Origin of the sequence: Pseudomonas sp. LRP2-20 (genome assembly GCF_024349685.1) — a bacterium.
GTDB lineage: Bacteria > Pseudomonadota > Gammaproteobacteria > Pseudomonadales > Pseudomonadaceae > Aquipseudomonas.
The window spans coordinates 4,259,323-4,280,659 of record NZ_AP025944.1 but is presented as its reverse complement, the minus strand read 5'-3'; the positions used below and the strand labels follow the sequence as shown (position 1 = coordinate 4,280,659).

The 21,337-nt window shown below is 62.9% G+C and carries 17 protein-coding genes; 12 read left to right on the top strand and 5 right to left on the bottom strand.

Annotated features, from left to right (window positions below):
- Nucleotides 1-16: 16 nt before the first annotated feature.
- Nucleotides 17-820, top strand: a complete 804-nt coding sequence (locus OCX61_RS19175; protein ID WP_261940933.1) for an MOSC domain-containing protein — start codon at nucleotides 17-19, stop codon at nucleotides 818-820.
- A 176-nt stretch (nucleotides 821-996) separates the two neighbouring features.
- Here the strand turns inward: OCX61_RS19175 and OCX61_RS19170 are convergent, their stop codons facing one another.
- Nucleotides 997-2,925 (bottom strand): transglycosylase SLT domain-containing protein, encoded by a 1,929-nt coding sequence (locus OCX61_RS19170; protein WP_261940932.1) that lies wholly within the window; start codon nucleotides 2,923-2,925, stop codon nucleotides 997-999.
- A 222-nt stretch (nucleotides 2,926-3,147) separates the two neighbouring features.
- On the opposite strand from OCX61_RS19170, the gene OCX61_RS19165 reads away from it, so the two are divergent.
- On the top strand, nucleotides 3,148-5,076 hold the full coding sequence (locus OCX61_RS19165) for an ATP-binding cassette domain-containing protein (protein WP_261940931.1): 1,929 nt from the start codon (nucleotides 3,148-3,150) through the stop codon (nucleotides 5,074-5,076).
- A gap of 119 nt (nucleotides 5,077-5,195) precedes the next feature.
- Here OCX61_RS19165 and OCX61_RS19160 read toward each other — a convergent pair whose 3' ends face one another.
- The gene (locus tag OCX61_RS19160) at nucleotides 5,196-5,636 is read right to left on the bottom strand and encodes a universal stress protein (RefSeq protein ID WP_261940930.1); all 441 of its coding nucleotides are present in this window, start codon (nucleotides 5,634-5,636) and stop codon (nucleotides 5,196-5,198) included.
- A 110-nt stretch (nucleotides 5,637-5,746) separates the two neighbouring features.
- On the opposite strand from OCX61_RS19160, the gene OCX61_RS19155 reads away from it, so the two are divergent.
- The 7 genes from OCX61_RS19155 (at nucleotide 5,747) to OCX61_RS19125 (ending at nucleotide 14,045) form a co-directional block, all read left to right on the top strand.
- Entirely contained in the window at nucleotides 5,747-6,184 is a 438-nt protein-coding gene (locus OCX61_RS19155) for a hypothetical protein (protein ID WP_261940929.1), read from the top strand.
- Nucleotides 6,185-6,657: 473 nt separating this feature from the next.
- Entirely contained in the window at nucleotides 6,658-8,805 is a 2,148-nt protein-coding gene (fadB, locus tag OCX61_RS19150; protein WP_261940928.1) for a fatty acid oxidation complex subunit alpha FadB, read from the top strand.
- A 31-nt stretch (nucleotides 8,806-8,836) separates the two neighbouring features.
- Complete coding sequence (gene fadA / locus OCX61_RS19145; RefSeq protein ID WP_261940927.1) at nucleotides 8,837-10,012, top strand: acetyl-CoA C-acyltransferase FadA; 1,176 nt, start codon at nucleotides 8,837-8,839, stop codon at nucleotides 10,010-10,012.
- A 79-nt stretch (nucleotides 10,013-10,091) separates the two neighbouring features.
- Nucleotides 10,092-10,343, top strand: coding sequence for a DUF1653 domain-containing protein (locus tag OCX61_RS19140; protein ID WP_079227151.1), 252 nt, complete (start codon nucleotides 10,092-10,094; stop codon nucleotides 10,341-10,343).
- A 100-nt stretch (nucleotides 10,344-10,443) separates the two neighbouring features.
- On the top strand, nucleotides 10,444-13,056 hold the full coding sequence (gene topA / locus OCX61_RS19135; RefSeq protein WP_261940926.1) for a type I DNA topoisomerase: 2,613 nt from the start codon (nucleotides 10,444-10,446) through the stop codon (nucleotides 13,054-13,056).
- A gap of 189 nt (nucleotides 13,057-13,245) precedes the next feature.
- Nucleotides 13,246-13,761 carry a DUF6586 family protein gene (locus tag OCX61_RS19130; RefSeq protein ID WP_261940925.1) on the top strand — a complete coding sequence of 172 codons (516 nt, stop codon included), beginning with the start codon at nucleotides 13,246-13,248 and terminating at the stop codon, nucleotides 13,759-13,761.
- Between the two features lie 50 nt (nucleotides 13,762-13,811).
- The gene (locus OCX61_RS19125; protein WP_261940924.1) at nucleotides 13,812-14,045 is read left to right on the top strand and encodes a hypothetical protein; all 234 of its coding nucleotides are present in this window, start codon (nucleotides 13,812-13,814) and stop codon (nucleotides 14,043-14,045) included.
- Between the two features lie 39 nt (nucleotides 14,046-14,084).
- Here OCX61_RS19125 and sulA read toward each other — a convergent pair whose 3' ends face one another.
- Both sulA and lexA read right to left on the bottom strand, forming a co-directional pair.
- Nucleotides 14,085-14,561 carry an SOS-induced cell division inhibitor SulA gene (gene sulA / locus OCX61_RS19120; RefSeq protein ID WP_261940923.1) on the bottom strand — a complete coding sequence of 159 codons (477 nt, stop codon included), beginning with the start codon at nucleotides 14,559-14,561 and terminating at the stop codon, nucleotides 14,085-14,087.
- A gap of 13 nt (nucleotides 14,562-14,574) precedes the next feature.
- Nucleotides 14,575-15,183, bottom strand: coding sequence for a transcriptional repressor LexA (gene lexA, locus OCX61_RS19115; protein WP_261940922.1), 609 nt, complete (start codon nucleotides 15,181-15,183; stop codon nucleotides 14,575-14,577).
- A 212-nt stretch (nucleotides 15,184-15,395) separates the two neighbouring features.
- Here lexA and OCX61_RS19110 point away from each other — a divergent pair, with 212 nt between their 5' ends.
- Genes OCX61_RS19110 through nagZ form a run of 3 tightly spaced genes read left to right on the top strand, consistent with a single transcriptional unit; the run spans nucleotide 15,396 to nucleotide 17,689 of the window.
- The gene (locus OCX61_RS19110) at nucleotides 15,396-16,103 is read left to right on the top strand and encodes a TetR/AcrR family transcriptional regulator (protein ID WP_261940921.1); all 708 of its coding nucleotides are present in this window, start codon (nucleotides 15,396-15,398) and stop codon (nucleotides 16,101-16,103) included.
- 40 nt (nucleotides 16,104-16,143) lie between these two features.
- On the top strand, nucleotides 16,144-16,668 hold the full coding sequence (locus OCX61_RS19105) for a L,D-transpeptidase (protein WP_261940920.1): 525 nt from the start codon (nucleotides 16,144-16,146) through the stop codon (nucleotides 16,666-16,668).
- Between the two features lie 22 nt (nucleotides 16,669-16,690).
- Nucleotides 16,691-17,689, top strand: coding sequence for a beta-N-acetylhexosaminidase (nagZ, locus tag OCX61_RS19100; RefSeq protein WP_261944339.1), 999 nt, complete (start codon nucleotides 16,691-16,693; stop codon nucleotides 17,687-17,689).
- A gap of 302 nt (nucleotides 17,690-17,991) precedes the next feature.
- Here the strand turns inward: nagZ and OCX61_RS19095 are convergent, their stop codons facing one another.
- The gene (locus tag OCX61_RS19095; protein ID WP_261940919.1) at nucleotides 17,992-21,336 is read right to left on the bottom strand and encodes a DEAD/DEAH box helicase; all 3,345 of its coding nucleotides are present in this window, start codon (nucleotides 21,334-21,336) and stop codon (nucleotides 17,992-17,994) included.
- Nucleotide 21,337 lies beyond the last annotated feature (1 nt).

The window sequence follows — 21,337 nt, the reverse complement described above, 5'->3', positions numbered from 1 at the left end:
CATGAGGCGGGCAGGGATGTTTCTCAGTGAGTTGTATCGATACCCGGTGAAGTCTGGGCAGGCGCAGTGTCTGCAGGGCTCGCCGGTGGGGCTTCTGGGGTTGCAGGGTGATCGTCGCTGGATGGTGGTCGAGGAAGAGAATGGACGCTTCCTCACCCAGCGTGCCTGGCCACAGCTGGGTCAGCTGAAGGCCAGCGAGGGGGAGGCCGGCGATTTACTGCTGGAGCTGCCTGGGCAAACGCCGTTGCGTGTGGCAGTGCCAGGCGCTGACGATGCGCTGCGCGGCGTGACCATCTGGCGCGATACCCTGCGCGCGCCGGACGCGGGCGACGAGGTGGCTGCCTGGTTGTCGCAGTGGCTCGGCAAGGCAGTGCGCCTGGTGCATTGCCCGGAACAACGGGCGCGATACCTGCCCAGTGGCTATGGCCTGAACAGCGACCGTGCGGCTTTCCCTGATGGTTTTCCGTTATTGCTGATTGGGCAAGGTTCGCTGGATGAGTTGAATCGGCGGATTGGCCGGCCGATGGAAATGCTGCGCTTTCGGCCGAACCTCGTGGTGCATGGGGCTGAACCGTTTGCCGAGGACGGCTGGAAACGGATCCGCGTTGGCGAGCTGGAGTTTCGTGTGCTCAAGCCTAGTGTGCGGTGCATCTTCACCACGCTCGACCCGGCGACCGGGGAGCGCAGTGCCGACCGCGAGCCGTTGACAACCCTGAAGACCTTCCGCGAGCGGGAGGGAGACATTCTGTTCGGGCAGAACCTGGCTGTGGATGGCACGGGTTGGCTTGAGGTCGGGATGGAAGTCGAAGTGCTGGAATAACCTGTACCGGCCCCATGTGGGAGCCGCGCTTGTCGTGGCGACGAACCGCGTCGATGGGCCGCAAAGCGGCCCCGGGGTTTTCGGAATTTCGGGAGGTCTGCTGGCCGCAGGCGAGGGCTTCGCCCTCGATCGCCGGCAAGCTCGGCTCCCACAGGCCGGTACCGGTTCAGCAGTATTCACATGTCATCAAAGTAGCGCTCATGCCAGTCCACCAGCGGCTGTGGCACATTGAGCTTCTGCCCGTAGATCACCGAATACGACAGCACGTTCTGCACATACTGGCGCGTCTCGTCGAACGGGATCGATTCCACCCACACGTCGAAGCTCAGGTGCTTGGCGCCTTTGAGCCACTGCCGCACGCGCCCGGGGCCCGCGTTGTAGGCCGCAGATGCCAGTACCCGGTTGCCGTTGAACTGGCCGTGCACCTGGCTCAGGTAGGCCGCGCCGACCTGAATGTTCTTCTCCGGGTTGAACATCTGCTGCGGCGAAGCCAGCGGGATGCTGAACTTGCGTGCGGTCTCCTTTGCGGTGGCCGGCATCACCTGCATCAGTCCACTGGCACCGACACTGGAACGGGCATCCTCCATGAAGGCGCTTTCCTGGCGGGTGATGGCAAACACCCAGCTCGAGTGCAGCCCACGCACCTTGGCTTCGCGCACCAGGGTGTCGCGGTAGGCCATCGGGAAGCGGATATCCAGGTCGTCCCAGTACTGCGCCTGGCTGATGGTGCGAATCGCCGGGAAGTACCAGTGCATGTCGTAGGCCAGGCGTGCCTGGGCGACCATTTCGTCACGGGTGAAGTGGCGGCTCACGTGGTACCACTCGCGACGGCCTTCGACCACCTGGCCGCGGGCGTGGAACTCAAGGGCGCGCTGGATGCCAGGGGTGTTGCGCACCTTGTTGACCAGTTGCGGGCTCAACAGCAGTGGCTTGTTGTTCAGCTGGTAAGGCGTTTTTGCCCGGTCAGCCGCGAGGAAACCGTAGAAGTCGCGCTCGCGTGCCACGTTCTTGTACAGCAATGGGATCTGCGGGTTGTTCGGCTGGGCCAGTTCCAGGCTGCGTGCCTGCCAGTACTTCCAGCGGTTGCTGCTGGCCAGGTCCTGTGGCAGGCGCTTGGTCAGGTCGTAGGCGTCTTCCCAGCGGCCCAGGCGCAGCAGCAGGCGCAGACGCCATTCGCTGACCGTGTTGTCGCGCAGCTCGGGGTCGTAGCGGGTCATCAGGTCAAGGGCGCGCGGGTCGTAACGGCGGGCCAGGGTCAGGCCGATCTCGCGGGCGATGGCGACCTTCTCGTCGCGGGAGAAATGCATGCGCTGGGCGTAGTCGTCGAGCATCTGCATGGCGCGATCGGGATCCTGCCTGGCCAGGCGGCGCAGGCCGAGGCTGACCACGTCGGCCATGGCCTCGTTGGCCGGGGTGAAGCGTGAAGGCTGGTTGAGCAGTTCGGGCTTCTGCGCCACGTCGATCAGCAAGCGGCCCTGCGGCCCGAGGGTGGTCAGGCCCTGCACCAAGCTGTTGGCCAGCGCGTAGTTGCGCGCCTGGGCCGCCAGCTTGGCGCGGTTCCAGCGCTTGGCCTCGGTCAACTGGCCTTCCGCGGCCCACATGCCGAACAGGGTGTCGCAGGCAGCTGGTTGCGTCTTGCCGACGTTCCACAGCTTGTCAGCGCTGGCGAAGCCTTCGGCGCGCTGGCCATGGCTCAGCTGGTACTGGCCATTGAGGCAGTCCAGCTCCGTGAAGTTGAGCTTGGGGTCGTAGTACTTGACGAAGGTATTCCACTCGCCGCGTTCGGCCAGCCAGCGCAGCCAGCGCAGTTTCATCCAGTTGGCCTGGGGCAGGTCGCCGTGCTTGGCCAGGAAACCTTCGATTTCCTCGTTGCTGGCACTCTTCAGGCGCGCGGTCAGTTCGTCGTACGCCAGATACGGCGTGAGCGGGTAGTCGCGCAGCGCCTGGGCGTAGCGCAGGTACGGGCCTTTGTCGCCCTTGGCCAGCGCACGCTTGGCCTCGTCGTAGTACTGGCGTTGCTGGGAAAGGTCGATGGCCTGCGCCGCACTGGCGGTGGCGGCGGTGAGCAGCAGGCAGGAAGCAATCTGTAACAGGCGGCTGCGCATGATACGTCCGGGCAGTTGAACCATGGGGAAGTGACGGCGAAGCCAGCACTGTTGAAATCTGATTGCATTAGCTTAGCCGTTTGCCGGCGACGGGTGATAGCGCTGTGCTTGTAACCGGGCGTTAACGCCGACCGGGCGTCGCCAAGCCCCTGTACGGCAGTCAACTTAATGCCGGAAGGGGCCAAGTCAGGTAGAATGCGCGCCCGCTTTCTGGAGACGAACATGACCCTGCTCAAATTCAGCGATGTGTCCCTCGCATTCGGCGCGATGCCGCTGCTGGACAAAGTGTCCTGGCAGATCGCCCGTGGCGAGCGGGTGTGCATCATCGGCCGCAACGGCACCGGCAAGTCGAGCATGCTGCGCCTGGTCAAGGGCGAGCAGAAGGGCGACGACGGCGAAATCTGGCGTGCCCCTGGGCTGAAGATCGGTGAGCTGCCGCAGGAGCTGCCGGTCGCCGACGAGCGCACGGTGTTCGACGTGGTCGCCGCTGGCCTGGATGGTGTTGGCGAGTTGCTGGCCGAGTTCCACCACCTGAGCCAGAACATCCAGGGCGATGAAGATCTGGAAAAGCTCATGCACGTCCAGCACGAGCTGGAGGCCCGCGATGGCTGGCGCTTGCAGCAGGTGGTGGAAAGCACCCTGAGCCGCCTGCAGCTGCCTGCCGACAAGACCCTGGCCGAGCTCTCCGGTGGCTGGCGCCGCCGCGTGCTGCTGGCCCAGGCGCTGGTGTCGGAGCCTGATCTGCTGCTGCTTGACGAGCCGACCAACCACCTGGACATCGGTGCCATCGCCTGGCTCGAAGAAGCCCTGCGTGGCTTCAACGGCGCCGTGCTGTTCATCACCCACGACCGTTCCTTCCTGCAGAACCTCGCCACGCGCATCCTCGAACTGGACCGCGGCGGCCTGATCGACTGGAACGGCGACTACGCCAGCTTCCTGGTGCACAAGGAGGCCGCGCTGGCCGCCGAAGAGACTGCCAATGCGCTGTTCGACAAGCGCCTGGCCCAGGAAGAGGTGTGGATCCGCCAGGGCATCAAGGCCCGCCGCACCCGTAACGAAGGCCGCGTGCGTGCACTCAAGGCGCTGCGTGTCGAGCGCAGTGAACGTCGCGAGCGCCAGGGCAAGGCCAACATCCAGATCGAGGCAGCGGACAAGTCCGGCAAGCAGGTGATGGTGCTGGAGAACGTCAGCTTCCATCACGCCGATGGCCCACTGCTGGTCAAGGACTTTTCCATGGTCCTGCAGCGCCAGGACCGCATCGGCCTGCTGGGTGCCAATGGTACCGGCAAGACCACCCTGTTGAAGATGATGCTCGGTGACCTGCAGCCTACGGCAGGAAAGGTCGAGCGCGGTACCAAGCTGGAAGTGGCCTACTTCGACCAGATGCGCCACCAGCTAGACCTGGAAAAGACCGTCATCGACAACCTCGCCGAAGGCCGTGACTTCATCGAGATCGATGGCCAGAACCGCCATGTGCTGAGCTACCTCGGTGATTTCCTGTTCAGCCCGCAACGTGCGCGCACGCCGGTCAAGGCGTTGTCCGGTGGCGAGCGTGCGCGCCTGCTGCTGGCCAAGCTGTTCAGCAAGCCGGCCAACCTGCTGGTGCTCGACGAACCGACCAACGACCTGGATGTGGAAACCCTCGAGCTGCTCGAAGAGGTGCTGTGCAACTACAAGGGTACCGTGCTGATGGTCAGCCACGACCGGGCCTTCCTCGACAACGTCGTCACCAGCACCCTGGTGTTTGAAGGCGAGGGCAAGGTGCGCGAGTACGTCGGTGGCTATGAGGACTGGATCCGCCAGGGTGGTTCGGCGAAGCTGCTCGGGGTGACCGAAAGCAAGGGTGGCAAGTCCGAGCTCAACAGTGCCGTGGTCGAAAAGCCGGTGGAAGTGGCCGCGCCTGCGCCAGCGGCGCCGGTAGCGGAGGCTTCGAAGAAGAAGCTCAGCTACAAGCTGCAGCGCGAGCTGGAAATGCTGCCGGGGCAGATCGACGAGGTCGAACAGCGCATGGCCGAGGCCCAGGATGAAGTGAACGCAGCTGGCTTCTATCAGCGGCCGATTGCCGAGACTTCGGCGGTGCTGGCCAGGATCGAAAAGCTGCAGGGTGAACTGGATGCGCTGGTAGAGCGGTGGGCCGAGCTGGAAGGCTAAGTCTGCTGTGCTGGCCTCTTCGCGGGTAAACCCGCTCCCACAGGTACTGCACCAGTTTTCAGATCTGTGCGATACCTGTGGGAGCGGGTTTACCCGCGAAGAGGCCGGCGCAGGCTAAATCATTCTTTTTTCTGCAAACGCACCGCCAGCACATCGCACGGCGCGCCGTGCAGCACGTCATTGGCGGTGGAGCCCAGCAGCAAGGCCAGGCCATGCCGACCATGGCTGCCGACCACGATCAGGTCGCACTTCTGCTCCTTGGCCAGTTGGTGAATTTCCTGACGTGGCTGGCCGTAGGTCAGGTGCGAGTCGCCGCGGTTGATGTCGGGGTACTTGTTGAACAGGCGTTCCATGCGCTCCTTGGCCTGGTCGAACTGCTGCTGTTGCAGTTGCGACAGGTCCATCGGTACATCGCCGCCAAAGGCCATGGCCATCGGTTCGACGATATGCACCAGCGAGACCTTGGCATTCGACGGTGCCGCCAGCGCCATGGCACGTTTGATCACCGGGTCGCATTCTTCGGTGAGGTCGACGGCGACCAGAAGATGTTCGTAGGACATGAGCTGTACTCCTGACAATCGCGATAGTAGAAGTATGGTCGCTTTCCGGCAGGTCATCCGTGAAACCTGAGTAACCCGCTCATTTGCAACGCTTTATGGAATCTACAGATATGACGGTATGGCTGGTGGTGTCAATCCTTGCGCTGATTCTCAGCCCGCTTTCCTGGCTGCGGCTGTCGCGCAAGCAGGGGCAGCAGATGAGCTTGCGCCTGGAGGCGCGGCGCATGGGCCTGGCCATGCAGCTGGCACCGCAGCAATGGCCGCACTGGCTGGAAAAGGAGCCGCCGAGCCCGTGCCCGCAGTACCACCGTGGGCGCCGCCGGGGGCACGAGGACAGCTGGTGCTACTGGCAGGTCAGCCCCGGCGTCTGGTGGAACCAGTGGAAGGAAGTGTGCGAAGAGCCGCGCCTGAACGAGGTGTTCGCGCGCCTGCCAGAGACTGTCTACAAGGTCGAGGCCGACAAGCGCATGATCGCCCTGTACTGGAGCGAGCGCGGTGATGAATCTGTATTGCAGGATATTGCCCACGCCTTCGACGCCCTCGCTTGATGGCCCAGAACGACAAAGCGGCAACCCGGTAGCTACCAGGTTGCCGCTTTGTCGTTTCTGCAGCGCAGAAAAGGCCAGGCAGGCCGGGAAATTCTTGAATCCAGTCGCAGTGTAGTCATTCTCCGGCCGGCTGCATGAAAAAAATGCAGTGCGGGCGGTTTCCTTGTGGTCAATCGCTGACATGAATGATCGGCAATCACTGTCATCATGTTTTGGCCCCCGGCGATACAAAATGACCGGAAAGTCGCGTTTTCACTCCGTTCGGGAGCATTTGACAACGCCGATCTTTTCGGAGAATGTGTGCATACCCAAATCAAACGGGCGTATGAATTGAGCGTTTGTATGTCATCCCGCTCATACAGAATCCCGACTAGCGCGCTGACGGGTGTGCCTGGGGCAGGGGCGGCAAAAGCCAGCTCTTCCACCAGTGTTCGGCGTGTACAGTTCAGCTTCCATATCGTGGAGATCAGTTGATGATTTACGAAGGTAAAGCCATCACGGTTAAGGCTCTTGAAAGCGGCATTGTCGAACTGAAGTTCGACCTCAAGGGTGAGTCCGTCAACAAGTTCAATCGCCTGACCCTGGACGAGCTGCGCCAGGCCGTCGACGCCATCAAGGCCGACGCCTCGGTGAAAGGCGTGATCGTCAGCAGTGGCAAGGACGTGTTCATCGTCGGCGCCGACATCACCGAATTCGTCGATAACTTCAAGCTGCCCGAGGCCGAACTGGTTGCCGGCAACCTGGAAGCCAACCGCATCTTCAACGCTTTCGAAGACCTCGAAGTGCCGACCGTGGCGGCCATCAACGGCATCGCCCTGGGTGGCGGCCTGGAAATGTGCCTGGCAGCCGACTACCGGGTCATGTCTACCAGCGCCAAGATCGGCCTGCCTGAAGTCAAGCTGGGCATCTACCCAGGCTTCGGTGGCACCGTGCGCCTGCCGCGCCTGATCGGCTCGGACAACGCCATCGAGTGGATCGCCGCCGGCAAGGAAAACCGTGCCGAAGACGCCCTGAAAGTCGGCGCCGTCGATGCCGTGGTCGCCCCTGAACTGCTGCAGGCCGGTGCCCTGGACCTGATCAAGCGCGCCATCAGTGGCGAGCTGGACTACAAGGCCAAGCGCCAGCCCAAGCTGGAAAAGCTCAAGCTCAACGCCATCGAACAGATGATGGCCTTCGAGACCGCCAAGGGCTTCGTCGCTGGCCAGGCTGGCCCGAACTACCCGGCGCCGGTCGAAGCCATCAAGACTATCCAGAAAGCCGCCAACTTCGGCCGTGACAAGGCCCTGGAAGTGGAGGCCGCCGGCTTTGCCAAGCTGGCCAAGACCTCGGTTGCCGAAAGCCTGATCGGCCTGTTCCTGAATGACCAGGAGCTCAAGCGCAAGGCCAAGGCCCATGACGAGATCGCCCACGACGTGAAGCAGGCCGCCGTGCTCGGCGCCGGCATCATGGGTGGCGGCATCGCCTACCAATCGGCGGTCAAGGGCACCCCGATCCTGATGAAGGACATCCGCGAGGAAGCCATCCAGCTGGGCCTGAACGAGGCTTCCAAGCTGCTCGGCAACCGCGTCGAGAAAGGCCGTCTGACCCCGGCGAAAATGGCCGAGGCGCTCAACGCCATTCGCCCGACCCTGTCGTACGGCGACTTCGCCAATGTCGACATCGTCGTCGAAGCCGTGGTCGAGAACCCGAAGGTCAAGCAGGCCGTGCTGGCTGAAGTGGAAGGCCAGGTGAAAGAGGATGCGATCCTTGCTTCCAACACCTCGACCATCTCCATCAACCTGCTGGCCAAGGCGCTCAAGCGCCCGGAAAACTTCGTCGGCATGCACTTCTTCAACCCGGTGCACATGATGCCGCTGGTGGAAGTGATCCGTGGCGAGAAGTCCAGTGAAGTGGCGGTCGCCACCACCGTGGCCTACGCCAAGAAGATGGGCAAGAACCCGATCGTGGTCAACGACTGCCCGGGCTTCCTGGTCAACCGCGTGCTGTTCCCGTACTTCGGCGGTTTCGCCAAGCTGGTCAGCGCTGGCGTCGATTTCGTGCGCATCGACAAGGTCATGGAGAAGTTCGGCTGGCCGATGGGCCCGGCCTACCTGATGGACGTGGTCGGCATCGACACCGGCCACCACGGCCGCGACGTGATGGCCGAAGGCTTCCCGGACCGCATGAAGGACGAGCGCCGCTCGGCCGTCGACGCCCTTTACGAGGCCAACCGCCTGGGCCAGAAGAACGGCAAGGGCTTCTACGCCTACGAGACCGACAAGCGCGGCAAGCCGAAGAAAGTCTTCGATGCCACCGTGCTGGATGTGCTCAAGCCGATCGTCTTCGAGCAGCGTGAAGTGACCGACGAAGACATCATCAACTGGATGATGGTGCCGCTGTGCCTGGAGACCGTGCGCTGCCTGGAAGACGGCATCGTCGAAACCGCCGCCGAAGCCGACATGGGCCTGGTCTACGGCATTGGCTTCCCTCCCTTCCGGGGTGGTGCGCTGCGCTACATCGACTCGATCGGTGTGGCCGAATTCGTTGCCCTGGCCGATCAGTACGCCGACCTGGGGCCGCTGTACCACCCGACCGCGAAGCTGCGTGAAATGGCCAAGAACGGCCAGCGCTTCTTCAACTGAGTGGTCAACGAGCTAGAGCGAGAGATTTGATATGAGCCTGAATCCAAGAGACGTGGTGATTGTCGACTTCGGTCGCACCCCCATGGGCCGCTCCAAGGGTGGCATGCACCGCAACACCCGCGCCGAAGACATGTCCGCGCACCTGATCAGCAAGCTGCTGGAACGTAACGCCAAGGTCGACCCGAAAGAAGTCGAAGACGTGATCTGGGGCTGCGTCAACCAGACCCTGGAGCAGGGCTGGAACATCGCCCGCATGGCGTCGCTGATGACCCAGATTCCGCACACCTCGGCCGCCCAGACCGTCAGCCGCCTGTGCGGCTCGTCGATGAGCGCGCTGCACACCGCTGCCCAGGCGATCATGACCGGCAACGGTGACGTGTTCGTGGTCGGTGGCGTCGAGCACATGGGCCACGTCAGCATGATGCATGGTGTCGACCCTAACCCACACCTGTCCCTGCACGCTGCCAAGGCGTCCGGGATGATGGGCCTGACCGCCGAGATGCTGGGCAAGATGCATGGCATCAGCCGTGAGCAGCAGGACCTGTTCGGCCTGCGTTCGCACCAGCTCGCCCACAAGGCGACGGTCGAAGGCAAGTTCAAGGACGAGATCATCCCGATGCAGGGCTATGACGAGAAGGGTTTCCTCAAGGTCTTCGATTTCGACGAGACCATTCGCCCGGAAACCACCCTCGAGGGCCTGGCGTCGCTGAAGCCGGCGTTCAACCCGAAAGGCGGCACCGTGACGGCCGGTACTTCGTCGCAGATCACCGACGGCGCTTCGTGCATGATCGTCATGTCCGGTCAGCGTGCCATGGACCTGGGCATCCAGCCACTGGCAGTGATCCGCTCGATGGCGGTGGCCGGTGTCGACCCGGCGATCATGGGCTACGGCCCGGTGCCATCGACCCAGAAAGCCCTCAAGCGCGCCGGCCTGACCATGGCCGATATCGACTTCATCGAGCTCAACGAAGCCTTCGCCGCACAGGCCCTGCCAGTGCTCAAAGACTTGAAAGTGCTCGACAAGATGGATGAGAAGGTTAACCTGCACGGCGGCGCCATCGCTTTGGGCCACCCGTTCGGTTGCTCCGGTGCACGGATTTCCGGCACCCTGCTCAACGTCATGAAGCAAAATGGCGGCACCCTGGGGGTGGCGACCATGTGCGTCGGCCTTGGACAAGGTATCACCACTGTCTTCGAGCGCGTCTGATCGCGTTGTGGGACAGCAGCCGGGGCCTTGTGCCCCGGTTTTTGTTTTTTACAGAATTTGTTTCAAGAGGAAGGGCGACATGCAGATACAACCAGGCGTATACCGGCATTACAAAGGGCCTGAGTACCGTGTCTTCAGTGTTGCACGGCACTCCGAGAATGAAGAGTGGATGGTCTTCTACCAATGTCTGTATGGTGATTACAGCTTCTGGGTAAGGCCGCTTGCGATGTTCCAGGAGTCCGTCGAGGTTGACGGCGAGCAGGTGCCGCGCTTTGCTTTGGTCAAGGCCGAAGAAGGGCTGCCTGAGCTGTCTGGCAAGTCGCAAGCGTGATCGACCACGCTTGACCTCACTCTTTTGCCACTATATATAGCGGTGCCGCGTCCGGCACCTGACGCGTTTTTCATCTTCAGATTCAGGAATACTCCGATCCATGGGCAAATCGCTGGTCATTGTGGAATCCCCGGCCAAGGCCAAGACCATCAACAAGTACCTGGGCAACCAGTACGTGGTGAAGTCGAGTATCGGCCATATCCGAGACCTCCCCACCAGCGGTTCGGCCAGCGCAAGCAAAGAGCCGGCCGCCAAGCGTGGCAAGGCCGCTGCGGGTGAGGCTCCGGCGCTGTCGCCGAAAGAGAAGGCCCGTCGCCAGCTGGTGGCGCGCATGGGCGTCGACCCCGAGCACGGTTGGAAGGCCAAGTACGAGATCCTTCCCGGCAAGGAGAAGGTGATCGAAGAGCTGCGCCGCCTGGCCAAGGATGCCGACACCATCTACCTCGCAACCGACTTGGATCGCGAAGGGGAAGCCATTGCCTGGCACCTGCGCGAAGCCATCGGTGGTGACGACACCCGCTACAAGCGCGTGGTGTTCAACGAAATTACCAAGAAGGCGATTCAGGAAGCGTTCTCGCAGCCTGGCGAGCTGGATATCGACCGGGTCAATGCCCAGCAGGCGCGGCGTTTCCTCGACCGCGTGGTGGGCTACATGGTCTCGCCACTGCTGTGGGCCAAGATCGCCCGTGGCCTGTCTGCCGGCCGCGTGCAGTCGGTCGCGGTGAAGCTGGTGGTCGAGCGTGAGCGCGAGATCCGCGCCTTCGTGCCGGAAGAATACTGGGAAGTGCACGCCGATCTCGGTACTGCCAAGAGCGCCAAGGTGCGCTTCGAAGTGGCGCGCGAGAAAGGCGAAGCCTTCAAACCGCTGAACGAAGCCCAGGCCATGGCCGCGCTGGAGAAGCTCAAGGCTTCCAGCTACAGCGTGATCAAGCGCGAAGACCGCCCGACCAGCAGCAAGCCGTCGGCCCCGTTCATCACCTCCACCCTGCAGCAGGCGGCGAGCAACCGCCTGGGCTTCGGGGTGAAGAAGACCATGATGATGGCCCAGCGTCTGTACGAAGCGGGTTACATCACCTACATGCGTACCGACTCGACCAACCTGTCGGCCGACGCCCTGGACATGGCGCGCAGCTACATCGAACGCGAGTTCGGCAAGCAGTACCTGCCGGAAGCCCCGCTGGTGTACGGCAGCAAGGAAGGTGCCCAGGAAGCGCACGAGGCGATTCGCCCGTCCGACGTCAACACGCACCCGACCAAGCTCAGTGGCATGGAGCGGGACGCAGAGCGCCTGTACGAGCTGATCTGGCGCCAGTTCCTGGCCTGCCAGATGCCTCCGGCGCAGTACCTGTCCACCAGCGTCACCGTGGCAGCGGGCGACTTCGAGCTGCGCGCCAAGGGCCGCATCCTCAAGTTCGACGGTTACACCCGTGTGCTGCCACAGCAGAGCAAGCCGGGCGAAGACGACGTGCTGCCGGAAATGGCCCAGGGCGAAGCGCTCAAGCTGATCCAGCTCGACCCGAGCCAGCACTTCACCAAGCCGCCAGCGCGCTTCACCGAAGCCAGCCTGGTCAAGGAAATGGAAAAGCGCGGCATTGGCCGCCCGTCGACCTATGCGGCGATCATTTCCACCATTCAGGATCGCGGTTACGTCACCCTGCACAATCGCCGCTTCTACTCCGAGAAGATGGGTGACATCGTCACCGAGCGCCTGTCGGAAAGCTTCTCCAACCTGATGGACTACGGCTTCACCGCCGACATGGAAGAGAATCTCGACGACGTGGCCCAGGGTGAGCGTGACTGGAAAAACGTACTCGACGAGTTCTACGGCGACTTCAGCAAGAAACTGCTGACCGCAGAGTCTCCTGAAAGCGGCATGCGCGCCAACCAGCCGACCATGACCAACATTCCGTGCAAGGAATGCGGCCGGCCGATGATGATCCGCACTGCTTCCACCGGTGTGTTCCTGGGTTGCTCGGGTTACAGCCTGCCGCCGAAGGAACGCTGCAAGGCCACCGTGAACCTGGTGCCGGGTGACGAGATTGCTGCGGACGACGAGGGTGAATCGGAATCGCGCGTGCTGCTGGGCAAGCACCGCTGCCCGATCTGCGCCACGGCGATGGATGCCTACCTGCTGGACGAGAAGCACAAGCTGCACATCTGCGGTAACAACCCGGATTGCGCCGGCTACGAGATCGAGCAGGGCAGCTACCGCATCAAGGGCTACGAAGGGCCGAGCCTGGAGTGCGACAAGTGCGGCAGCGAAATGCAGCTCAAGACCGGCCGTTTCGGCAAGTTCTTCGGCTGCACCAACCCTGCGTGCAAGAACACCCGCAAGCTGCTCAAGAGCGGTGAGGCAGCGCCACCGAAGATGGACAAGGTGGATATGCCGGAGCTCAAGTGCGAGAAGGTCGATGACACCTATGTGCTGCGTGACGGCGCTTCGGGGTTGTTCCTGGCTGCCAGCCAGTTCCCGAAAAATCGCGAAACCCGTGCACCGCTCGTGTCGGAGATCGTGCCGCACAAGCACGAGATAGATCCGAAGTACCACTTCCTGTGCGATGCGCCGCAGAAAGACCCGGAAGGGCGCCCAGCAGTGATTCGTTACAGCCGCAAGACCAAGGAGCAGTACGTGCAGTCCGAGGTCGATGGCAAGCCGACCGGCTGGAAAGCGTTCTACGACGGTGGTGCTTGGAAGGTTGAAGACAAGCGCTGATCCCTCAGTGCTTTGATTGGGGCTGCTTTGCAGCCCATCGCCGGCAAGCCCGGCTCCCACAGGTACTGTGTAGTCTTCGGGCTTGATGCAACCTTGTGGGAGCCGGGCTTGCCGGCGATGGGCCGCAAAGCGGCCCTAATCATTTATGATGCAGCTATCCGCCTCGCAGCCTTACGGAGGGCATTGAAAATGGCCCAGGAACTCTACACCCGCACCAATCAAAAACTGTTCTTCGCCGGCCTCGCTCTCGAATCGATGGCCAAGGCCGAACAGAGCCAGGCCATGAACGCTCAGGGTCTGGTCCAGGCCGAGCGTGAGTCGGCGCTGTTCCACCTGTACGGCGCGCTGCTGGGGCTGTGTCATGAAATCGGTGGCTTCTACCGCTTGCCTGTGGTGGCTTCGGTCGAGCAGGCGCTCGCCGACGATGCATTGAACAGCATCGCCATCCCTGAAGTTGCGGAAATGCTCGAGCTGATTCGCCAGCGTGAAACCTGGCTGGCGCAACTGCTCAGTGCTTATGCCGATTTGTTCCGACCACCGGTCGCGAAAAAAACGCCGAAAACCGACGTCACCCAGCCGCTGATTCAGGCCGTCAATCTCGATGAACCTGAGCATCCTGCGTTGTCGCGGGAAGAGTTGGAAAGCTGGCGCAACAACCTTAAAGGTTTGGTGAGACGTTTCCGCGACGCGTTGAGTGAGTGCTGATAGCTGCAGCGGCTGGTACACTAACGGCCTTTCGTGGAGAACTGCCCTATATGTCTACGTCGTTTCTGGAAATTGTCGAGTTGCCTGATGGCCGTATCGAGCTGCGTCGCGCCGAGGATGAAGGCTCCCTGGTAACCCTGGATTTCTCGGAAGACGCCAAGGCGTTCCTGCAGGGTCAACATGTCGAGGTCGCCAAGGCCATGCTGAGCGTTGGCGTGCAGATGGCAGGGCGCCTCATTGATGGCGAACTGGATCGCGACGAAGGGCCGCGCGTACTTCACTAAAGCGTGTGCTTACCTGGCATCTCAGGCAAAGCCTGAACATCAGCCGAGGCGGATGTTCAGGCTTTGTGCATTTCCGGCACTGGCTGCGCGTACCAGTTGTTGGCGAGCGGTAGCATTGACGCTGCCAAGCCAGCTGACCACGGTGTGGCTGCGGCCGAGGCGTAGCGCTTCACAGGCCAGTTGCAGTGCGCTTTGATTACCGCCGGGATGCAGCAGCAGGATTCGTTCGCGGTTGAGCCCGGCATCACGCAGCCAGGCCTGGGTCAGGCTGGTGGGTGGAGCAATCAGCGTCAGCCAGCGGGCCTCTTCCTCTTCGCTCAGATCGCGCAATACCGGCGCCAGCAGGCTATGGCAGTGTTCGGGGGCGCCACGCAGGGACAGTTCGCTGAACAGCTCTGGATGGCTGCTCTTGCGTGCCTGCTCGCTGGCCTTCAGGCCAGGCAGTACCGGCTGGGCGAGGAACGCTTCGAACAGCGGAAGCTGGACCTGCTGATGTGCTTGTATGGACTGCTGCATGACGCCTCCTGGATCAGCGGCGAATGACGCCGACACTCAAACCCTCGATCACCAGTTCCTGTTCTTTCAGGTCGACTTCGATGGGGGCGAACTCGGGGTTTTCAGCGATTAGCCAGACCTTGCTGCCTTCACGCTTGAAGCGCTTGACGGTCACTTCGTCGCCGATGCGGGCGACGACGATCTGGCCATTACGGGCCTCACGGCAGGTGTGCACTGCCAGCAGGTCGCCGTCGAAGATACCGACGTCCTTCATGCTCATGCCGTGCACGCGCAACAAATAGTCGGCGCGGGGGTGGAAGAAGGTCGGGTTGATGTTGCAGGATTGCTCGATGTGCTGCTCGGCGAGGATCGGTGCGCCTGCGGCGACCCGGCCAATGATCGGCAAGCCGTTTTCTTCGGCCTTGGCTTCAAAGCCTGGAATACGGATGCCACGGGAAGCGCCCGGGGTCATTTCGATGGCGCCTTTACGGGCCAGGGCCTTGAGGTGCTCCTCGGCGGCGTTCGGCGACTTGAAGCCCAGTTCCTGAGCGATTTCCGCACGCGTCGGTGGGAAGCCGTTGTCTTCGAGGCAGCGTTTGATGAAAGCCAGGATCTCGGCTTGGCGTGGCGTCAGTTTCAACATGGCAGGCGCTCTGTCTTTTTATACAGTGACTGGAATTATATACAGTACTGGATGCGCTGCAAGCACAAAGCAGCAGGAAATACCCAGGATGACGCTTGCAGCCTGCATCCTGGCGCTTTTAAATGGCGACCGCCCGGTCACCGAGTCTTGACAGATGCAGGTCTGAAACGTATGTTTCAAACACCTGTTTGTCTCTGTCTGGCGGAGTAGTAATGGCCCAATCTGAAACCGTTGAACGCATTCTCGATGCTGCCGAGCAGCTGTTCGCGGAAAGAGGCTTTGCGGAAACCTCGTTACGGCTGATCACCAGCAAGGCCGGGGTCAACCTCGCAGCGGTCAACTATCATTTCGGTTCGAAAAAGGCCCTGATCCAGGCGGTCTTCTCGCGCTTCCTCGGGCCGTTCTGCGCCAGTCTCGAGCGCGAGCTGGAGCGGCGTCAGGCCAAGCCAGAGCAGAAACCCAGCCTCGAAGAGCTGCTGGAAATGCTGGTGGAGCAGGCGTTGGCCGTGCAGCCGCGCAGCAACAACGACCTGTCGATCTTCATGCGCCTGCTGGGCCTGGCCTTCAGCCAGAGCCAGGGCCACCTGCGGCGCTATCTCGAGGACATGTACGGCAAGGTGTTCCGGCGCTACATGTTGCTGGTCAACGAAGCCGCACCGCGCATTCCACCACTTGAGCTGTTCTGGCGCGTGCACTTCATGCTCGGCGCTGCGGCGTTCAGCATGTCCGGGATCAAGGCGCTGCGCGCCATTGCCGAGACCGATTTCGGCATCAACACCTCGATCGAGCAGGTCATGCGCCTGATGGTGCCGTTCCTGGCTGCCGGCATGCGGGCCGACACTGGCGTCACCGACAACGCCATGGCCAGCGCCCAGTTGCGCCCACGCAGCAAGACCGGCAGCGCTTCCGTCAAGACCTGAAGGCTGGGCGGGGCAGGGCGCTTCGGCTAAGCTAGCGCCCATGCCTGACCTCGATTTCCTGCACATCTCCCTCGCCGACCAGCGCCTCTACGGCTTTGCCCAAGGGCAGCTGCGCGTGCGTCTTGCGGTATCCACCGCGCGTAATGGCGCAGGTGAGCGCAACGGTTCGGGTTGCACGCCACGCGGGCTGCACCAGGTGCGCGCGCGGATCGGCGCAGGCTTGCCAGTCAATGCCGTGCTGCAAGGGCGACGCTGGACGGGCGAGATCTGGTCGCCGGCGCTGCACGCGCAGCATCCCGGGCGAGACTGGATCCTGACCCGCATCCTCTGGCTAAGCGGCTGCGAGCCGGGCATCAATCGCCTGGGTAGCGTTGACACTTTTCGCCGCTATATCTATCTGCACGGCACGCCTGACACGGAACCCTTGGGCGTGCCGCTGTCCCATGGCTGCATACGTTTGCACAACACCGATCTGCTTGGCCTGTTCGAGTGTGTGCCGGCACATTGCCCGGTGCGCATCGACGAGGCTGCCTGCCCCCAGTGGGCTTCACTGAATCTGCAATGAAGGATTGCCTATGACCGCCAGCCTGCAAGGCTCCCTGATGGTGGATATCGCCGGTAAATGGCTGACTGCCGAGGATCGCCAGCTCCTGCGCCAGCCGGAAGTGGCCGGCCTGATCATCTTTGCCCGCAACATCGACAGCCCGCGCCAGGTGCGTGAACTGTGCGCCTCGATCCGCGCCATTCGCCCCGACCTGATCCTTGCGGTCGACCAGGAAGGCGGGCGGGTGCAGCGCCTGCGCCAGGGCTTCGTACGCCTGCCAGCGATGCGCGCCATCGCTGACAATGCCAATGCCGAGTACCTGGCCGAGCAGTGCGGCTGGCTGATGGCAACCGAAGTGCTGGCGGTCGGCCTGGACCTCAGCTTTGCCCCGGTGCTCGACCTCGATCACCAGCGCAGTGCGGTGGTTGGCAGCCGTGCCTTCGAAGGCGACCCGCAGCGCGCCACGCAGTTGGCCGGGGCCTTTATCCGGGGCATGAATGCAGCGGGCATGGCGGCTTGTGGCAAGCACTTCCCTGGGCATGGCTGGGCCGAGGCGGATTCGCATGTGGCGATTCCAACAGACGAGCGCAGCCTCGACCAGCTGCGCCAGGCGGACCTGTTGCCATTCTCCCGCCTTGGCGGGCAACTGGCGGCGGTAATGCCGGCGCATGTCATCTACCCACAGGTCGACAACCAGCCGGCCGGGTTCTCGCGGCGCTGGTTGCAGGACATCCTGCGTGGCGAGCTGGGCTTCGATGGGGTGATCTTCAGTGACGACCTGTCGATGGCCGGTGCACATGTGGTCGGCGATGCGGCCAATCGTATCGAGGCGGCGCTGAGCGCCGGTTGCGACATGGGCCTGGTGTGCAATGACCGGGCGGCGGCGGAGCTGGCGTTGACTGCGGCGCAGCGCTTGAAGGTCAAGCCGTCGCCGCGCATTGCGCAGATGCGTGGGCGTGGCTTTGCCCGGACGGATTACCGGCAGCAGCCGCGTTGGCTTGAGGCCCTGGGGGCCTTGAAGGACGCCCAGCTGGTTGATTGAGCCCAAGCGTAGGGCTTGAGTAATCTGGGGTTGCTGAGATCGAGCGCCGCCCGCGCGGCGCATCGCGAGCTAGCGCTCGCTCCTACGTTTGTTTCGGGCCAGTAACGCCTGTGGCAGGCGCGCGCGACCGCCTGGTTCATACGACGCGATACCGCGCCATGCGCCAAAGCGTACGCGCGCAAATCCCCCAGGAATAACTGGCCCGAAACAAACGTAGGAGCGAGCGCTAGCTCGCGATGCGCCGCGCGGGCGGCGCTCGATCTCACAGGCGACCAAACGCTAAAGGCATGCACCCGAAGCCATCACCGCCCGCGCTTGCCTGGCAGCGGCGCAAACAGCGCGTCGATCTCCTCATCCCCCAGCCGCCACTGCCCCGCCTGCCCGCCATCGAGCAGGCTCGCCGCCAGCGCTGCCTTCTCCTGCTGCAGTGCCTGGATCTTCTCTTCCACCGTCCCTCGGGTAATCAGCTTGAACACGAACACCGGCTTGTCCTGGCCAATCCGGTAGGCGCGGTCGGTCGCCTGGTTCTCGCTGGCCGGGTTCCACCACGGGTCGAAGTGGATCACGGTATCTGCCGCAGTCAGGTTCAGCCCCACACCCCCAGCCTTCAGGCTGATCAGGAACACTTCGCTGTCACCCTGCTGGAACTGCTGTACCGGCGTGCGTCGATCGCGCGTGTCGCCGGTGAGCAGGCTGTAGCGGATCTTGCGCTTTTCCAGCTCCTGCTGGATCAGCGCCAGCATCGAGGTGAACTGCGAGAACAGCAGCACCCGGCGCCCCTCGCTGAGCAGCTCTTCGAGCATGTCCAGCAGCGCGCCAAGCTTGCCCTTGTCAGCCTGGTTGCCCTTGGTTTCGACCCCTTTGACCAGGCGCAGGTCGCAACACACCTGGCGCAACTTGAGCAGGGCGTCGAGGATCACGATCTGGCTGCGTGCCGCGCCATTGCGGGCGATCTCGTCGCGGACCTTCTTGTCCATGGCCACGCGCACCGCTTCATAGGTGTCGCGCTGGGCATCGCTGAGTTCGACCCAGTGCACCATTTCGGTCTTGGCCGGTAGCTCGGTGGCCACCTGTTCCTTGGTGCGGCGCAGCAGGAACGGGCGCACTCGGCTGACCAGGTGGGCCAGGCGCTCGACGTCGCCGTGGCGCTCGATGGGGGTGCGGTAATCCTGATTGAAGCGTTTCACGTCACCCAGCCAGCCGGGCATGAGGAAGTGGAAGATCGACCACAGCTCGCCCAGGTTGTTTTCCATCGGCGTGCCGGTCAGGCACAGGCGCTGGTTGGCTTGCAGCTCGCAGACGGCGAGGGCGGCCTTGCTGGTGCTGCTCTTGATGTTCTGCGCCTCGTCCAGCACCAGCACATGCCAGGTTTGCGCGCGCAGGTGTTCCAGGTCGCGTGGTACCAGGGCATAGGTGCTGAGCACCAGGTCGTATTCATCCAGCTTGGCAAAATGCTTGCTGCGGCCCGGGCCGTGCAGGGCCAGCACGCGCAGGCCGGGGGCGAAGCGTTGGGCTTCGTCGAGCCAGTTGGGCACCAGGCTGGTGGGCATCACCGCCAGTGCCGGGGCGGTCAGGCGCCCGGACTGTTTCTCCAGCAGCAGGTGGGCCAGGGCCTGCAGCGTCTTGCCCAGGCCCATGTCATCGCCAAGGATGCCGCCGGTGCCCATTTCGCGCAGCGCCTGCAGCCAGTTCAGGCCTTGTTGCTGGTAGGGGCGCAGGGTGGCGTTGAGCCCGCTCGGCACTTCGACCTGCAGGTCGCGGGCATCGCGCAGGCGCCGGCCGAGGTCGCGCACATGGGCACCGCCTTCCCAGTGCAGTGGCAAGTGCGCGATCTCGTTCAGGCGTGCAGCGTCGGCGCGGTCCATGCGCAGGCTCGGGCCGACCGCGTCCTCGTGCAGGTACAGCTCGCCGAGGGTACCCATCACCGCCTTGATGCGGCCATAGGGCAGGGCGACGCGCAGCGCCGGGCTGTCCAGGCGGCCGCGGTTGAGGTCGATCAGCAGGTGCTCGTCGTCGCTGCGCCGTGCCAGCTCGCTGGGGCGCAACAGCTCAGGGTTGCTGCGCAGCAGTTGCAGCACGATCGGCAGCAGGCTGTGGCGCTGGCCCTCGACCACGATGCCCAGCTCCAGGTCGAACCATTCATGCCCAGGTGCTTCGTCGATGCTGGCGTACCAATCGTCCACCTCCTGCAGGTTGAAGGCGAAGTCGCGGTGGATGTCGATCTCCCAGCCGGCCTCGCGCAAGCGTGGCAGGCCGTCGCGCGCGAAGCGCAGCCAGGCCTCGTCGTCGGGCAGCTGGAGCATCTCGCCAGCACTGTCGGGCAGGGCCTTGCTCTGCCGGGTGGCAGGCTTGAAACCGAGGTCGCGCAGCACCTTGCGCAGCGCCTGTTCGGCCTGGGGCTGGCGGCGGATGCGCTGGTTGGTGGCGTCGATCAGGCGGGTCAGTGGTTTGTCGTCGCTGCCGCTGGCGCGCAGGCCGTCGTAGTCGAACGCCAGCGCGGCGCGGTGCTGCATCTGTCGCTGCATGCGCCCGGTCTTGGGCGTGTAGGCACTGAATTCGAGGCTGCCGAGGGTCAGGTGGGCATTTGGCTGGATGTCATCCAAAAGTACGCTGCGCACGGTCGTGGGTGTCGGGACTTGGCGATTCAGCGCGTTCAGTCGGTGGCTCAATGGGATTATCAAGTGCTCCGGGACAGTGGGGGCGCTTGCAAGCTGGCTGGCAACAAAGGGATCAAGATCATGCAGCAGCTTGCCAGTGAGTCCTGTTTGGGCGTCCACGTAATAAAGCGGATCGAGAGGAAGTGCCACGGTATGGGCATTCTCATGATGGTGCCAGGCTCCACGATAGCTGCCGTTATCAAGTCTGACCCAGCGAAACTCGGCATGCAGGTCCGGCCCTGGTGTGAGTTGGGTCTGCTGCTGGCTGTAGAGCAGGCGCCCTGTGGCGAGAGCATATTCGTACAGTTCAGCACCTTTCTTGCCTTCCAGCCTGGCTATGGGAAGGCTGTAATCCTTGCTGAGGGAGTCGATCAGTCTGAGTATGCGCAGGTCATCATCGCCCACATATTTCGGTGTGTAGTAGATCAGCTCCGGCAGCGAACTTGGACGACCCAGCTTCAAATCGGCGCCGACTTGGCCGCTGCCCTTGAACACGCTGAGCATGCATCGGCCATGCTCGCTGCTTACAACGTAAAAGAGCGAGGGGCCTTTTCGTTTGGCTGGTTCTGCAGGTTTTGCCGGTACTTCGAGGGCTTCAACCCAGACAGCCAGTTCAGGGGGTAGGTCCAGGGTCTGCTGGGCGGCCTCGTCGGTTGCGTGAGTGACGTCATGATCGCCCTCGGCGTAATCTGGTCCGCGCTCGAGCAAGTAGAGTGCTGCGGCGCAATGTTTGCAATCTGCTCCTACTGGGCACGAGCAGGTGCCCTCGCATTCCAGGCCATCTTCAGTCATGTCCAGTGTGATGCGCTGGTAGTAAGTACGACCTTCGGAGCCCGTGCACTGAGCCCTGATCGTCATGTCGAGGATCGATACGATCTCGCTTCTACCATCTTCGGCATAGTCCAGGCCGCGCTGCAGGGACTTGCGGTCAAAAGCCAGCGTCCAGCCGTCATGTGCCCGGACAAAGAACTGCGCATCGCTCTCGCTCACA

Excerpts from the sequence above, each read along its gene's own strand:
- OCX61_RS19175 (WP_261940933.1), top strand. The coding sequence starts at position 17 with ATGTTTCTCAGTGAGTTGTATCGATACCCGGTGAAGTCTGGGCAGGCG.
- lexA (WP_261940922.1), bottom strand. The coding sequence starts at position 15,183 with ATGTTGAAACTGACGCCACGCCAAGCCGAGATCCTGGCTTTCATCAAA.
- OCX61_RS19165 (WP_261940931.1), top strand. The coding sequence starts at position 3,148 with ATGACCCTGCTCAAATTCAGCGATGTGTCCCTCGCATTCGGCGCGATG.
- fadA (WP_261940927.1), top strand. The coding sequence starts at position 8,837 with ATGAGCCTGAATCCAAGAGACGTGGTGATTGTCGACTTCGGTCGCACC.
- fadB (WP_261940928.1), top strand. The coding sequence starts at position 6,658 with ATGATTTACGAAGGTAAAGCCATCACGGTTAAGGCTCTTGAAAGCGGC.
- OCX61_RS19160 (WP_261940930.1), bottom strand. The coding sequence starts at position 5,636 with ATGTCCTACGAACATCTTCTGGTCGCCGTCGACCTCACCGAAGAATGC.
- OCX61_RS19140 (WP_079227151.1), top strand. The coding sequence starts at position 10,092 with ATGCAGATACAACCAGGCGTATACCGGCATTACAAAGGGCCTGAGTAC.
- OCX61_RS19125 (WP_261940924.1), top strand. The coding sequence starts at position 13,812 with ATGTCTACGTCGTTTCTGGAAATTGTCGAGTTGCCTGATGGCCGTATC.
- OCX61_RS19105 (WP_261940920.1), top strand. The coding sequence starts at position 16,144 with ATGCCTGACCTCGATTTCCTGCACATCTCCCTCGCCGACCAGCGCCTC.
- sulA (WP_261940923.1), bottom strand. The coding sequence starts at position 14,561 with ATGCAGCAGTCCATACAAGCACATCAGCAGGTCCAGCTTCCGCTGTTC.
- OCX61_RS19155 (WP_261940929.1), top strand. The coding sequence starts at position 5,747 with ATGACGGTATGGCTGGTGGTGTCAATCCTTGCGCTGATTCTCAGCCCG.
- OCX61_RS19130 (WP_261940925.1), top strand. The coding sequence starts at position 13,246 with ATGGCCCAGGAACTCTACACCCGCACCAATCAAAAACTGTTCTTCGCC.
- topA (WP_261940926.1), top strand. The coding sequence starts at position 10,444 with ATGGGCAAATCGCTGGTCATTGTGGAATCCCCGGCCAAGGCCAAGACC.
- OCX61_RS19110 (WP_261940921.1), top strand. The coding sequence starts at position 15,396 with ATGGCCCAATCTGAAACCGTTGAACGCATTCTCGATGCTGCCGAGCAG.
- OCX61_RS19170 (WP_261940932.1), bottom strand. The coding sequence starts at position 2,925 with ATGCGCAGCCGCCTGTTACAGATTGCTTCCTGCCTGCTGCTCACCGCC.